This window comes from Chloroflexota bacterium, assembly GCA_016197225.1.
In the GTDB taxonomy this organism is placed as follows: Bacteria; Chloroflexota; Anaerolineae; order Anaerolineales; family VGOW01; genus VGOW01.
The window spans coordinates 1-14,262 of sequence record JACPWC010000021.1; the positions used below are offsets into that span (position 1 = coordinate 1).

General features: G+C 60.4%; 13 protein-coding genes. 6 read left to right on the forward strand and 7 right to left on the reverse strand.

The window, feature by feature from the left end; all coding sequences use genetic code 11:
- From HYZ49_03975 to HYZ49_04000, 6 genes are all read right to left on the reverse strand, one after another.
- A partial coding sequence (locus tag HYZ49_03975; protein ID MBI3241433.1) for a hypothetical protein occupies positions 1 to 1,776 on the reverse strand: 1,776 nt, incomplete at its 3' end.
- A gap of 14 nt (positions 1,777 to 1,790) precedes the next feature.
- A complete protein-coding gene (locus tag HYZ49_03980; protein MBI3241434.1) occupies positions 1,791 to 2,114 on the reverse strand; it encodes a hypothetical protein in 324 nt (107 codons plus the stop codon).
- Positions 2,115 to 2,256: 142 nt separating this feature from the next.
- Positions 2,257 to 2,772: a cupin domain-containing protein gene (locus HYZ49_03985; GenBank protein MBI3241435.1), complete on the reverse strand. Its 516-nt coding sequence runs from the start codon at positions 2,770 to 2,772 to the stop codon at positions 2,257 to 2,259.
- Positions 2,773 to 3,951 (reverse strand): sigma-54-dependent Fis family transcriptional regulator, encoded by a 1,179-nt coding sequence (locus tag HYZ49_03990; GenBank protein MBI3241436.1) that lies wholly within the window; start codon positions 3,949 to 3,951, stop codon positions 2,773 to 2,775.
- A gap of 72 nt (positions 3,952 to 4,023) precedes the next feature.
- Entirely contained in the window at positions 4,024 to 6,015 is a 1,992-nt protein-coding gene (locus HYZ49_03995; protein MBI3241437.1) for a PAS domain-containing protein, read from the reverse strand.
- Positions 6,016 to 6,020: 5 nt separating this feature from the next.
- Positions 6,021 to 7,436, reverse strand: coding sequence for a hypothetical protein (locus tag HYZ49_04000; protein ID MBI3241438.1), 1,416 nt, complete (start codon positions 7,434 to 7,436; stop codon positions 6,021 to 6,023).
- An 82-nt stretch (positions 7,437 to 7,518) separates the two neighbouring features.
- Between HYZ49_04000 and trmFO the strand changes: the two genes are divergently transcribed.
- The 6 genes from trmFO (at position 7,519) to HYZ49_04030 (ending at position 13,295) form a co-directional block, all read left to right on the forward strand.
- A complete protein-coding gene (gene trmFO, locus HYZ49_04005; protein MBI3241439.1) occupies positions 7,519 to 8,916 on the forward strand; it encodes a methylenetetrahydrofolate--tRNA-(uracil(54)-C(5))-methyltransferase (FADH(2)-oxidizing) TrmFO in 1,398 nt (465 codons plus the stop codon).
- A 76-nt stretch (positions 8,917 to 8,992) separates the two neighbouring features.
- Positions 8,993 to 9,655: a M28 family peptidase gene (locus HYZ49_04010; GenBank protein ID MBI3241440.1), complete on the forward strand. Its 663-nt coding sequence runs from the start codon at positions 8,993 to 8,995 to the stop codon at positions 9,653 to 9,655.
- Positions 9,656 to 9,672: 17 nt separating this feature from the next.
- Positions 9,673 to 10,857: a HAMP domain-containing histidine kinase gene (locus HYZ49_04015; protein MBI3241441.1), complete on the forward strand. Its 1,185-nt coding sequence runs from the start codon at positions 9,673 to 9,675 to the stop codon at positions 10,855 to 10,857.
- Between the two features lie 65 nt (positions 10,858 to 10,922).
- Positions 10,923 to 11,255: a hypothetical protein gene (locus tag HYZ49_04020; protein ID MBI3241442.1), complete on the forward strand. Its 333-nt coding sequence runs from the start codon at positions 10,923 to 10,925 to the stop codon at positions 11,253 to 11,255.
- Between the two features lie 190 nt (positions 11,256 to 11,445).
- Positions 11,446 to 12,648 (forward strand): aminotransferase class I/II-fold pyridoxal phosphate-dependent enzyme, encoded by a 1,203-nt coding sequence (locus HYZ49_04025; protein ID MBI3241443.1) that lies wholly within the window; start codon positions 11,446 to 11,448, stop codon positions 12,646 to 12,648.
- A gap of 65 nt (positions 12,649 to 12,713) precedes the next feature.
- Complete coding sequence (locus tag HYZ49_04030; protein ID MBI3241444.1) at positions 12,714 to 13,295, forward strand: Uma2 family endonuclease; 582 nt, start codon at positions 12,714 to 12,716, stop codon at positions 13,293 to 13,295.
- A 281-nt stretch (positions 13,296 to 13,576) separates the two neighbouring features.
- Here HYZ49_04030 and HYZ49_04035 read toward each other — a convergent pair.
- The coding region (locus HYZ49_04035; GenBank protein ID MBI3241445.1) for a tetratricopeptide repeat protein at positions 13,577 to 14,262 on the reverse strand (686 nt) is incomplete at its 5' end.

Genomic DNA, 14,262 nt, shown 5'->3' on the forward strand with positions numbered 1-14,262 from the left:
CTCGGCGGCCTCGGACCCGTCTTTGCCTACCGCATGACGCCCGGCCTCGAGCGCGGCCAACGCTCGCTGGGTGTCGCCGCGGTCGCGGTGATGTTTAGCCACCGCCCGCCAGGCCACCGCCGATTGCGGCGCGAGGGCTGTGGCTTGGTTGAAATGCTCAAAGGCGCGGTCGGGTTGATTCAAAGCCGCCAACGCCTGTCCGGCGATGATGTGAGACAGCCCGGTCTTATTCACTTCGGATGCGTCGGGGCTGCCGAGGAGCGACTGGGCAACTTCCAGCGCAGTGTCGGCCTGACCGGCGGCCAGCGCCGTTTCGGCGAGCCGGGCCTGCGTCTCCGGCTTTGGTTCCAGCGCCACAGCCCGTTGCCAGTGAAGGAGCGCATTGACGAAGTCGCCGGCTTTGCTCAGGGCTTCGGCCAGCACTTGTCGTGTCTGGGCCAACGCCGGTGCAAGGCCCACTGCTTGCCACGCGGTTTCCACCGCCGCCGGCACGTCGCCGCTGGCGAGCGCCTGCCGGGCGCGAGCCACATAAACGCGAAAGTCGGCGGGCGAGAGAGCCAGGAGTTCGTGCAAAGCCTGGGCCGCCATTTCGTGGTGGCCCCATTCCAAAAATAATTCGGCGGCAAAGAACAGAACATCGGCGTTCGAAGGTGACGCGGCGCGTTCGGCGCTGGCGGCCCACACTGCGGCTGTGGCTGAGGCCAGGGCCTGCTCGGCATTGCCAAGCGCCCGGTGAACACGGGCGGCGGCCAGGTGGGCGCGGGCGGTGTTCGACGAAGTAGACGACGATTCCAGTTCGACGAGCGCGGCCTGAGTCTGGCCGCAAGCCAACTTAGCTTCGGCGATGAGGGGCCGGATGCTCCGGTCGCCGGGCCGCAGTGTTCGCACTTCTTGAAACGCGGCCAGCGCCGACACTGGATCGTTTTCCGACAAGGCCATCGTTCCAAATTGAAGCGCCAGATCGGCGGTGAGCGTTTGAGCTACCTCCACCGCTTGCCCCAGCATCATTCGCGCTTCGGGGTCGCCTGCGGCTTGCGCCAACAAAATGGAATCAACGCTGGCCGACAGTTGACGGAAATCTGAAAGGGAAGTGTTGATGGCCTTGGCTGACTTCGATGAAGCCGCCACTGCGCGGGCGGCATCCGTGAATCCCGCCGCCGAAAGTTGGCGGGCCAGGGCCAGCCGTTGAGTTGGGGCCAGGTTTAAGGTGAAGGGAGCGATGAGGCCGGCCAGTTCGGCGGGCGATTCGTTGGCGATCCAAATTCTGCCGCAGACATTAAGTGTCCGCGACAAAAGAGCCGTCATGAGCGGCGCAGGCTCGTCGAGCAAACTGTAAAGGCAAACCAAGGGCAGGCCCCAGGTTTCCGGGTTGAGGGCGGCGCTGGCGGCTAAACCGTCGAAGTCGCCGGTTGTTTCAAGTTGCTGGCTGAGGGCGACGGCGGCGATGGTCGCTTCCACCAGCTCCGGCAATCTCAATTCCTTCGTTCCCTTTTTATCGTCGGGCGAACTGAGGCGAGCGTAAGCGGCGGCCAGCCGGTCGCGGCCCGCTTCGTTGAGCCAGGTGAGGGGGTTGGGCGACGATTGCGGCGCGAGCACGCGCAGAGCCAGCAGGCCCAGGTGGCCGGGCCGCCACGCCGACAGGTCGTCGCCAAGTTTGACGAAGGTGGCGAGCAGGTTGCCGGCCTGGGCGAGTTGCCACAGGGCCGGTTCAACGCGCAGGCGGCGGTTGATCTCGGCCCAAACATTTTCGGGGAGGGAAGTGAAGAAGGGTGTCATGGAGGGGAGCGAACTCACTGAAGAACAAAGGCGACGAAATAGGACGCGGTGAGCAGGCCGCAACCGATCAGAGTCAGAAGGAAGCCGACGCCGGCTGAGGTCATGAGTAGCCTGCTCACCGACTCGTTGAGCTGGACAGCGGCCTGCATCAGCCGGGCGATGTCGTCCGCCAGCCCTTTTTGGCCGATGCGGGCCGACTGAGCGGCGAGGGTCCGGGCGTGGTTGGACAGGCCGTAAGCCATCAGCTTCCAGAATCCGGCGCTGATGAAGAGCAGGCCGAAGAGGAAGAGGGCGTAGGCAAAAATGGAACGGAAGATTTCAGGGGAGAGGAATGACATGGCAACGCTCCTTGCGCGAGGGACTGTTGTTGAGGAACAGTTGTGCAAGAAGCGTGCCGAATTGGGTCAACGGATTGAGCGGATGGGTTGGCTTTCAACGGATGATTGAAACGGAGAATCAGATGCTGGCACGCTTCTCTGTTTATCTGTCCATTGAAAGGCGGGTCAAGGCGCGAATCAGGTCGGCTTGGTCGGGATAGCGTCGAATAAGGTCGTCGCGTTGGCCGAGTTCAAAGTCGCTTGGGTCGAAGGCGGGGGCCATTGTCGTGCCCATCAGCGCAAATTCTCCGCCGGCCAGCAGGCGCGAGCCTTGCCAGACTCCGCGCGGCACGACGTATTGGACGTGCTGGCCCGCTTCCAGATCATGGCCGAGAGTCGCCACTTCGCTCGAACCGTCAGGCCGGAGCATCAGCAGTTCCACCGGGTCGCCGAGGTAGAAGTGATAGGTCTCGTCGGTGAGCAGGCGGTGCAGGGCCGAGAAGTGATCGCCGTGTAACAAGTAATAAATTGTCCCGCTGAGTAATTTGGCGTGAGGGTAGCGGTCGGGTAGGGCGCTCCTGGCAATCGTCTCCTCGGCGCTGTAGGTGCGTCGAAAGTAGCCGCCCTCGATTGGCAGTGGCTCAAGGTTGAGGAATTTGATGATCTCTTTAGCGTTCACTCAGGCAAAGGTTGGCTCGGCTACAATTTCAGCCGGCAGGTAGCCGATCTCAATCGTATCGCCGTCGCAGAACAGCATGGCGTTTTCGATCACGCTTCGCAATTGGCGGATGTTGCCCGGCCAGTGGTAGGCCTTGAGGGCTTCCATCGCGCGCGGGTGGATGCCGATGACCTCCTTCCCCATCTCCAGGTTGAACTTGTCGAGAAACCGTCCGGCGAGGGCCGGAATGTCTTCGCGGCGGTCGCGCAGAGGCGGCAGTTCGACGCAGATCACCTTGAGCCGCCAGTACAGGTCTTCGCGAAATTTGCCGTCGGCGATCATGGCTGGCAAGTTGCGGTTAGAGGCCGAGATGAAGCGCACATCCACTTTGATCCCGCTCGTGCCGCCAACCCGGTAAATGACCTTCTCTTCAATCGCCCGCAGAAGTTTGGATTGCAAGTCGGGTTTCATGCTGGAAATTTCGTCGAGGAAGACCGTGCCGCTGTCGGCAACTTCCAGCAGGCCCAACTTGCGTTTGGTGGCTCCGGTGAAAGCGCCTGGTTCATGGCCGAACAGTTCGCTCTCCAGAAGATGGTCGGGCAAAGCGGCGCAGTTGATGGGAATGAATGGGCCGCGATTTCGCGGACTGAGTTGATGAATGGCGTTGGCAACCACTTCTTTTCCAGAGCCGGTTTCCCCGGAGATCAAAATGCTGGCCTGGGTCGGGGCGGCGCGTTGCAGGAGTTCATCTACCCGTTTCATGGCCGGCGTCTCGCCCACAACCCAGCTGTACTGATCGCGGCGCGACTGGCGCAGGTGTTCCAACTCGCGGCGGAGCGAGACGGTCTCCGACGCGCGCGACAGCGCCTTGAGCAGGCGTCGGGCTTCCATCGGCTTGGTGAGGAAGTCCTGGGCGCCGGTTTGCATGGCTTCGACCGCCATTTCAATATCGCCGAAGCCGGTGATGACGATGACGGGCAGGCCGGGCTGTTCCTGGGCCAGCCGCTCGAGCAGGCGCAGGCCGCTGCCGTCGGGCAACATCACATCGAGCAGAACAATGTCGGCCTGGCCGAGATCGATCTGGGCGTGGGCCGAGGCCACCGTGTCGGCCTCCAGCGTGGCATAGCCCTGGTCGGCCAGCAATTGGCGGATGAAGGTTCGGGGGGTAGGTTCGTCGTCAACGATGAGGACTGATGGCATAGAAGTTTAGAGAATCGGAGATTAGAGGCTTAGAGAATTGGAGGTTGAACTAATCTCCAATTCTCTAAGCCTCTATTTCCCTGATACGACTGGGATGAATACATGAAAGGCCGTGCCGATGCCGGGCCAGCTTTCAGCGAAGATCGCGCCGCGGTGGCCGGTGATGATGCGCTTGGTGATGGCCAGGCCCAGCCCGGTGCCGTCGGCTTTGGTGGTGATGAAGGGATCGAAGATGCGCTGGAGCATCTCGGACGGGATGCCGTCGCCGGTGTCGCTGAACAGCAACTCCACGTAGTCGCCGCGCGGCGCTCTGGCGTCGGCGGCCGGGTGGCACTTGATGGTGAGCGTGCCGCCGTTTTTCATGGCCTCCACGGCGTTGGCGATTAAGTTGGTGAACACCTGATCCATTTGATTGCTGTCGGCCAGGGCCGGCGACGTTTCTGGATTGGCGTGGAAAAGGAGTTCAATGTTGTAGCGTGTCAGGCGTGGCCGCCAGCGGGCGAGTGTTTTCTCCAGCAGTTGTTCGAGCGACACAGGCCGGTATTTAAGCTCGCTCGACTTGGCGACCAGCAGAACGTCTTTGAGCAGTTGGTCAATCCGCGTCACCTCGGCCTGCATTTTGGACACGGCCTCGTAAAGCGGGTCGGTTGATTCAAATTTGGTCGCCATATAACTCAGGCCGGTGGCGATGCCGTTGAGCGGGTTGCGCACGTCGTGGGCAAAGATGGCCGAGAGATCGCCCAGCCAGGCCCGCCGTTCCAGGTGGTCGCTTTGTTCCTGAAATTGGCGCTGGTCGGTGCGATTGGAGATCAGAATGAGGCCGCCACTCAAAGAATTGTTTTCATCAAAAAGAGGCACGGCCCGCACCCAGGCCGCCACTGCGCCGCCGTCGCGGCAGATGAGGTCGGTTTCCCCGCCGCGCCAGGCCTGGCCCTGTTTCAAAGCGGCCAGCAAGGAAGAGGCCAGCGGTTGCGCCGACACCAACACATCCTCAAGCGGGCAGTTGAACGTTTCGGCGATCTGAAAGCCGAGCAACTCCTCGGCGGCAAAATTGAGAGCGACAATATTTCCAGCTATATCAATTTGCGCCACGCCGTCAGCCGTTTCGTCGAGCAAGGCTCGCAATTTTTCTTCGGCCCCAGTGACCCGTGTTTGCAATTGGGCCTGCCGTTCAGTCTGGCGTTGTGTTGCCTGAAGTGTATTGAGGTAGCGTGTCGCCATGCCCGTCAGGGCGGTGATGTCGGCGGGTTGAAAATTGGGCGGGCGGTATCCGGCTATTAACAAGCCGGCCTGGTCGTCGTTGAGCGGGCTGGTATGCAGAGACGACAGCCCACAGGCGCGGGCGGCCCGGGTGATGGCCGACGTAGGCCGCTCGCCCGTGCGCCAGCTAAGCGGGAAGCCGTTCACCGCCGGGTCGGCGGAGTCCAACTGGGCCGGAAATTCTCCGGGCAGGCCGACGGTGTGGGTGAGATACAGGCCGGGCGACTCGCGCCTGGCCTGGTAGAAGCCGATCATTTCGGCGTGCAAGAACTGGCGGCAGAGATTGAGCGCGTTCTCAAAGGAATCAGGTTGAGGGTTGGCGAGCAGGGCCACCATTTCGTCGAGGGCGGCCAGCGACTCGCGCTGGCGGCCCAGGTTCTGCTCCGACCGGGCACGGTGGAGGGCGTCTCGGGCCAGAATCATCACCGACGATTCGCCGTCGCTCTCTACGCCAAAGAGCTTTAGATCGGTGTAGGCCAGCTTGCCGCTCCGGGTGCGAAGCGGCACATTTTGCAGTTGACGGTTGGACCCGATCTCGATGTGATGGATGAGATCGAGCGCTTCTGCCGCTTCGCGATTCGAGAAAAGATCGTTCAGGCCCAGGCCGTTGAGTTCGGCGCGAGAGTAGCTGGTCAACTCCACCGCTTTGTAGTTAACGTGAAGAAACATGCCGGAGCGCGGCGAGGCCAAAAAGAAGGCCTCCTCCAACTGCTCGATGAGATCGTGGAAGTGCGGCTCGGCGTGGCGGTGGATGACGCTGCCGAAGAGGTTGAGCGGGTTGAGGGGCGACGTTTTTTTTTGCACGAGGATCAAATCGAGATTTCGCGTCCGCGCAGGTTGGCTGGCAGGATGCCCAGCATTTGACGATACTTGGCGACCGTGCGTCGGGCGACGTGATAGCCCTGCGGCTTGAGCAGTTCGGCGATCTTGGTGTCTGAGAGCGGCGCCGAACGTTGCTCCTGACGGATGATGGATTGCACGGCATCCCGCACAGCGAGAGAGCGGTCAAAAAAGATCGAGAGTGGAACCATGCGGCCATTGGGCAGTGAAGCGGCCTTGTTGGCAATGGCCCGCGAGACGGTGCTTTCGTGTAGGCAAAGACGCTCAGCAAGGATCGAACGAGTCAACGGTTTAAGATCAGAATCACCACCTAAAATAAACGCCAACTGCTCAACCACCACAATCTCAGCAATCCTCTGCATCGTGTTATTCCGTTGCTGAATACACTTCGAAAGTAAACTGGCGCGATCAAGGTAACTCGCCCACTCCACTCTCTCAACATCAGTCATCTCATCCAACCCAGACTTGATTGCCGGATCAACCCGCAACTTCCCAGCCACACCCGTGAATACCTCCACCACCAGCGGGCCACCAGGGTGAGGATTCAAACTAATCGTAATATCAGGCTGGTAAAAAACGGGACGCGCCAGACGGCCCATAACTCCGCCCGCATCCTGCCAGGCGCGGGCAGGGTAGGGCGTCAAGTTATGATGAATGAAGCGCACAACTTCCTCAACATCCTCAAGCGAAGCACCCAACTCCCTAGCAATGGTCATATAATTCCGCTTGGCAAGTTGATCCCAGTGCTCACCCAAAACTTTCCTGACCAGCGGATGCACCAGACCATTCTCATTCAATACCTCAAGCTGAATAAGCAGACTCTCGCGCAAGTCTCGCGTAGCCACACCCACCGGGTCGGCGCGTTGAATCAGGCCCAACACGCGAACGACGGTCTCCAATGGGACACGCAGACTAGTGGCAATCTCGGTTGGATGATCGTCCAACAATCCCAGATCGTCCAACCGGGCCAAAATGTTAGCCGCCACTCGTTGTTCAACTTTATCCACCGCACAGGCCACCTGACGCAACAGATGCTCGGCCAGACTCTCGGTTTGCGGAATGAGACTCTCAGGAAGCTCACCCTCTTCATCATCTCGGATCCGAGATGCACCGGGAAGGCGGGGCGAGAGAAAAACGATGGGACCGTCACCAACATGTTGATCGAGGCAGGCCGGGCAGGGCAGGGCGCGAATGCGCCGCCCACAATTGGGGCAGGTATGATCTTTGACAAGCTCCAGCGCCGGGTTGGTGTCCAACTCGCGAGCCACCTCATCAGCCAGTTCGCCACTGTTCATCTCCAGCAAACGCATGGTTTGCGCCAGGTGAACGGTAACGCCACGCGGCCCGTGATACAGGGAGTTGAACGGAGAAGGAGAGGTATACATGAACACACCTAGTTTAGATGATTGAGGGTCAATGGTCAATCGTTGAAGTGCAAGAAGTGTGCCAAAAAAAGCGGCGAGCAAGATGGTAAAATCCATTTCAGAGGTCAAATTGGCAAAACAAACATTAATCGTGGTGGGCGGGGGGCTGGCCGGCAGCGAGGCAGTCTGGCAGGCGGCAGAACGCGGCATTAAAGTGTTGCTGTACGAAATGCGGCCTACCCGGCCAACCCCGGCCCACACCACCGACCGGCTCTCCGAACTCGTCTGCTCCAACTCGCTTGGCTCCACTGCGCCCGACCGCGCCCCCGGCCTGCTCAAAGCCGAAATTGAACAGTTAGGCTCGTTCATTCTGCAATGTGCCAACGAGACCGCCGTGCCGGCAGGCAGTGCGCTGGCTGTGGATCGGGAGAAGTTCGCCGAGTTAGTGACCCGGCGGCTCCAGGCTCACCCTAACATTCAAATCATCCGCGAGGAAGTGACCCGGATTCCAGACGAGCCATGCATCATCGCCAGCGGCCCGCTCACCTCTGAATCGCTGGCAACCGACATCGCCCGGCTGATGGGAAGCCAGCACCTGTATTTTTACGACGCGCTCGCGCCCATCGTCGAAGCCGACACCATTGACCGGAACATCGTCTTCAAAGCCTCAAGACACGACAAGGGCGACGACGAAGGCGGCGACTACCTCAACTGCCCGCTCAACAAAGACGATTACACCCTCTTCGTCAACGAACTGCTCAGAGCCGGGCGCATCCCCCTCCGCGAATTTGAAGAAGACATCAAGACGGGCGTAAAGGCCGGGCCGGACAAATTCTTTGAAGGTTGCTTGCCCATCGAGATCATCGCCGAACGCGGCGAACAGTCGCTGGCCTTCGGCCCCATGCGGCCCATCGGCCTCACCGACCCGCGCACCGGGCGTTGGCCTTATGCCGTCGCCCAACTGCGGCAGGACAACCTGGCCGGGTCGCTCTACAACATCGTCGGCTTCCAAACCAACCTCACCTGGCTCGAGCAAAAACGCGTCCTGCGCCTCATCCCCGGCTTGCAGAACGCCGAGTTCGCCCGCTACGGCCAAATGCACCGCAACACCTTCATCAACTCACCAACGCTATTGGAGCCGACGATGCAGACTCGCCAGCGCCCCGATCTTTTCTTTGCCGGGCAGATCACGGGCGTGGAGGGATACATGGGCAACGCCGCCTCCGGATTGGTGGCCGGGATCAACGCCAGCCGCTTCCTGCAGGGCCAACCGCCTCTGATCTTTCCCCAGACGACAATGCTTGGGGCGTTGTCCTGGTATGTGACTCACGCTGAACCCAAGACCTTCCAGCCCATGAAAGCCAACTTCAGGCTAATGCCGCCTCTGGAAAACTCGCCGCGTGGCCGGCGCGACCGGGCCAAACTGTACACTGCGCGGGCGCTGGCCGATCTGCAAACCTTCATCGGCTTAACCCCCCTCTCATTGCCTCAACACTCATGACTCAACGCTCGCTCCTGTTCATCATCCTGGCAATCATCATCGTGGCCGCGCTCTCGCTTGTGTTTCTCGCAAACCGATCGACCATTGCCGAAAAACAATTCAGCGGCGAGGCGGCCCTGACTCACGTCGAGGCGCAAATGGCCGTTGGCCCGCGCCCGGCTGGAAGCGACGCGAACCGCGAAAGCTGCGACTCCACGCCGATCAGGACCCGGTTGCCCCGGCCTCCCCGGTTCCGGGCGCGAACGACGGCGCGAGCGGCGTGGCCGTCCTGCTCGAACTGGCCCGGACTCTCGACTCAGCCAAACTCAAAAACGAAATCTGGCTGGCGTTTTTTGACGCCGAAGACAACGGCGGCATTGACGACTGGGAATGGATCGCCGGTTCACGATACATGGCCGACAGCCTGACCCTCGCCCCCGAAGCCATGATCCTGGCCGACATGATCGGCGACGCCGACCAGCAAATTTACTACGACCAAAGCTCGGACGCAGAACTCTCGGCCCGCCTGTTCCAGATCGCCGCCGACCTGGGCTACGACGAGCACTTCATCCCTCAACCCAAATATGCCATGTACGACGATCACATCCCTTTCAAAGATCGCGGCATCCCGGCAGTAGATTTGATTGACTTCGATTATCCTTTCTGGCACACCACCGCCGACACGACCGATAAAGTAAGCGCCGCCAGTTTGGAGCGGGTGGGGCGGGTGATTGAGACGTATCTTGAGAGTCAGAAATAGGGTAACATAAGCGCAACATGACCGACGCGGCTTCTCTTCTAACAACACTCCGCCCCCGGCTGATTGACCAGGCGGCACACAGCCTGGCTCGCGGTGAGGGCCTGCGGGCCATCGCCTCTGACCGGATCGCGAACTTCTACGATCTTCTGCAAACCGCCGTCGAGTCGGGCCAGGCGGAGCGGCTGAATCCGTGTCTGGAGGAATGGGTCAACTCGCGCACCGGCACGGTCTTCCTCGAAGAGTTGACCTTTCTGCCCGTGTTGCGGGCGCTCAAGACGGCCACCTGGGATGTGGTGCGCGAGGCAACGAGCCACGAGGAAGCGCTGGACATCATTCTGGCGCTTGAGCCGATCTTCGATCATGCCTGGCTCTATCTCTCCGACATCGAAGCTCAGGCCTTGCGTGAGCAGGCAACGACGGCCCTGCGCGAAGTGCGCGCCGACTTTGATCAGTTAGACAAATCCAAGACGGCGTTTATTTCGGTGGCCGCCCACGAGTTGAAGACACCGCTGACCGTGATCGAGGGTTACACCACGATTCTGGTGGAACGAGCCGGGGACGACGCCACGCTGGCCGGAACCCCGGTCGTCAACGGCATTCATAAAGGCATCGTACGCCTCAAAGAGATCATCAACGACATGCTCGACCTGTCGGCCCTCAAAAACGACCGCCTTGTGCTGAGCTACCAGCCGGTTCAAGTAATGCAGTTGATCGCCCAGGCCGAGCGCAAGTTTCACGACGTTGCCGGACAGCGCCAACTGCGCCTGACGATTGAGAAACCCGAAACCCTGCTCGACATCACCTATGCCGATCCCGAACGGCTCTTTCAGGCTCTCAAGCACATTTTGCAGAACGCCATCAAGTACACGCCCGACGGCGGCGCGATCACCCTTCGCATCCGCAAGTTGTCCGGCTTTATTGAGATCGCCGTGGCCGACACCGGCATTGGCATTGCGCCCGAAAATCAGGAGCGGGTCTTTGAGCCGTTCGGGTCGCTGGGGGACGCCGCCCTGCACTCGACCAGCAAGACCAAGTTCAAAGGCGGCGGCATTGGGCTGGGGCTACCCATCGCCCGCGGCCTCATCGAAGCACACGGCGGCACGCTCTGGGTCGAGTCGACCGGCTACGACGAGGCGGCCTGCCCGGGCACGGTCTTTCATCTGATGTTGCCGGTTCGTGACGGCCCACCGAGTAGTGAATAGTGAGCAGTGAGTAGTGAGTAGTGAACAGTGAATAGTGAACGGTGAACAGTGATGAAGAGAGCAAGATGGATGACGTTGAAGTGAAGGCGGTCATTCGAGGATTGGAAAGCGAGGTGGCGGTCAACGAGGGCACGTTGCGCGATCTCAATCATATCCTTGCTCTGGCCCGCAATAACCGGATCATGGGCGCGGGCGCGGCGGTGATGGGCCTGGCGGCGCTGGCGCTTTCTGTTTCGGCCTGGCCGGTGACGGCGTTTATGGTCGGCCTTGGTGGCTGGACTCTGTTCACGGCGTTCGCCAAGCAGAACCGGGCCAGACGCGACATCGAAGCCCTCGAGGCCAGAATATTATCTACCCATATTAAGCTGTCCGCCTTGCGCGAACGGCAAGATCATTAACACGAAGGCACTTGGTGTGAAAAGACATTTTGGACGCGGACGCTTCGCGCGCTGATTTTCGCGGATAAAAAAGAAAAATCTGCGTTCATCCGCGTCCCATTTCACACTCAAGCTGGAAGACCCAGGTTTTCAAGGTTTTCTTCGTGTCTTCGTGTCCTGGTGACTTCGTGTTGAAACGCCTCTCACATTCATGACTCCAATCTCCAATCTCCGCCCGGCGGATCGGATGAGCAACTTTCCGCCGTACTTCTTTCACGGCCTCAACCAGAAGCTGGCAACGCTCAAGGCCAAAGGCGTGGACATCATCCGCATGGACATGGGTTCGCCCGACCTGCCGCCCGCGCCTTTCGTCGTCGAAGCCCTGAAACGCTCGGCGGACGACCCGACTCATCACGGCTACATGCCTTTCGGCGGCACGCCCAACTACCGCGAAGGCTGGGCGCAGTTTTATGGCCGGCGCTTCGGCGTCGAACTCGACCCCAACACTGAGTTAGTCGGCCTGCTTGGCTCGAAAGAAGGCGTGTTCAATCTGGCTCAGGCTTACGTGAATCCGGGCGACGTAGTTCTGGTCCCCGACCCCGGCTACGCGCCTTACAGCACCGGGGCCAAATTTGCCGGCGGCGAAGTCGTTTACATGCCGATGCTGGCCGAGAACAATTTTCTGCCCAACCTGAGATCGATTCCAACTGAGACTCTGCGCCGCACAAAAATTATGTGGCTCAACTATCCCAACAACCCCACCGGGGCGACGGCCACGTTGGAATTTTTCGCCGAGGCCATCGAACTGGCCCGCAAGCACGGCTTCATCCTGGCTCACGACGCGCCCTACATGGAAATCGCCTACGACGGTTACCGCCCGCCCAGCATCTTACAGTTTCCAAATGCCAAAGAGGTCTGCGTCGAATTCAACTCCATGTCTAAGACTTACAACATGGGCGGCTGGCGCGTCGGCGTGGCTTGTGGCAACGCCGACATCATCAATGCCCTGGCGACGTTGAAGACCAACGTGGACGCCGGATCATTTCAGCCGATTCTGGACGCCTCTGCCGCCGCCCTGACCGGCGATCAATCGTGGCTGATCGAGCGCAACGAAACTTACCGCCAACGGCGCGACCTGGTGGTGGCAACCTTGCGCGAGGCCGGCTTGACGGTGAACACGCCTGCCGCCGCCATTTACGTCTGGGCGCGATTGCCCGGCAAGCAAAGCGAGGCCGATGAACGCGATTACGCCGACGCCCTGCTGGAAGCGACGGGTGTGAGCGTGACGCCCGGCACGGTCTTTGGGCCGAGCGGCGCGGGCTACATTCGCCTCTCGCTTGGCACGCCGACAGAGCGATTGAAGGAAGCGATGGAGCGGGTGGTCGGGTGGTCGGGTAGTCGGGTAGTCGGGTAGTCAAGTAGTCAGGTGGTCAGGTGGTCGAGCGGAGGGGGTATAATCCAAACGCCTGGAGGTGACAGATGGAAGCTGTTGCATTGATTGCATCCGACAAACCGGAAACTCAAAAGCTGGTGACAGCCGAGGAGGCGGCGCAACTCTCCACCGTCAATCGGCGCTTCGAACTGGTGAAAGGAATTTGTATTGATATGTCTCCTGCAGGCGGGGTGCACGGCGTTGTTGCCAACACAATCGGCTCGATTCTGCGTGACCACGCCAGAAAGAGGCAGCTTGGCGTCGTTACTGCCGCCGAAACCGGCTTCATCCTGGCGCGTGACCCTGACACGGTGCGCGGCGCAGACGCCGCATTTATTTCAAAGGAGCGCATCCCGGCTGAGGGTGTGCCGGTGAGTTTCTGGCCCCTCGCTCCCGACCTGGCCGTCGAGGTTGTCTCTCCGGGCGACAGCCCGGACGAAGTTCAGGAAAAAGTGGAGGAGTACCTCGCGGCCGGGACGCGGATGGTATGGGTGGTGTACCCAAAGCGCCAGAGCGTGGCCGTCTATCGTTCCCTGCGCGACGTGAAAATTTTGCGCGGCGACGAGGCCCTCTCCGGGGAAGACGTGCTAGCCGGGTTCGAGTGCAAGGTGAGCGAGGTTTTTGAGTGAGGAGTTGTGAAAGTATAACTCCGCAGTTTGCATCGGAAGCGTAGTGGGGCCGCTCTAACACCGCACCTGCGGTGGGTGCAGGTGTCCGCCCGTCACCCTGTTTCTAAATTTCCCGGCCACTGCTGGGGAACTTCCCCGGCAGAACAAAGCCGATGCGTGAATCAAGGTTCTTAATCCGCCATTCATAGCACGGATTTTCACGCGAAGCGTAGGCGGATCAGAATCCGCTCACGCGAAGCGCGTAAATCCGTGCTCTCAACCATCTCCCTCACACGCCACAATCAACTCTTCAACTGCTTCTCTGCCTCAGTGATCTTCGGCGCAAGAATTTGAGCCACGAGATCGGAAAGACCAATCCCCTCCCACAGTTCAGCGGCTTGGCGATATGCCGCAAGGGCATCTTCCCACTTCTCTTCATCAGCCGCGCAATCACCTAAACGATACAAAGCGCGCGCTTCGCTATAACGGTCGCCAATCGTACGGTAGCTCCTCAACGCCCCTTCAAAGTCGGCCCTGGCACCAGCAATATTTTTGTCGCTTCGCTTGAGACCACCCAAAGCGAGGTACACGTTGGCTTCGCCGAGTTTGGCCCCGACCGCGCGGAACAAGCGCAAGGCCTCTTCGTAACTGACCAGCGCCGCGTCCCGCTCAGCGCGGAACTGTTGCACGTCGCCGATGGCCTTCCGCACGTTGGCTTCGCCGAGTTTGTCCCCGACCGCGCGGAACAAGCGCAAGGCCTCTTCGTAACTGACCAGCGCCGCGTCCCGCTCATCGCGGAACTGTTGCACGTCGCCGATGGCCTTCCGCACGTTGGCTTCGCCGAGTTTGGCCCCGACCGCCCGGAACAAGCGCAAGGCTTCTTCGTAACTGACCAGGGCCGCGTCCGTTTCTTTCCGGAACTGTTGCACGTCGCCGATGGCCTTCCGCACGTTGGCTTCGCCGAGTTTGGCCCCGACCGCCCGGAACA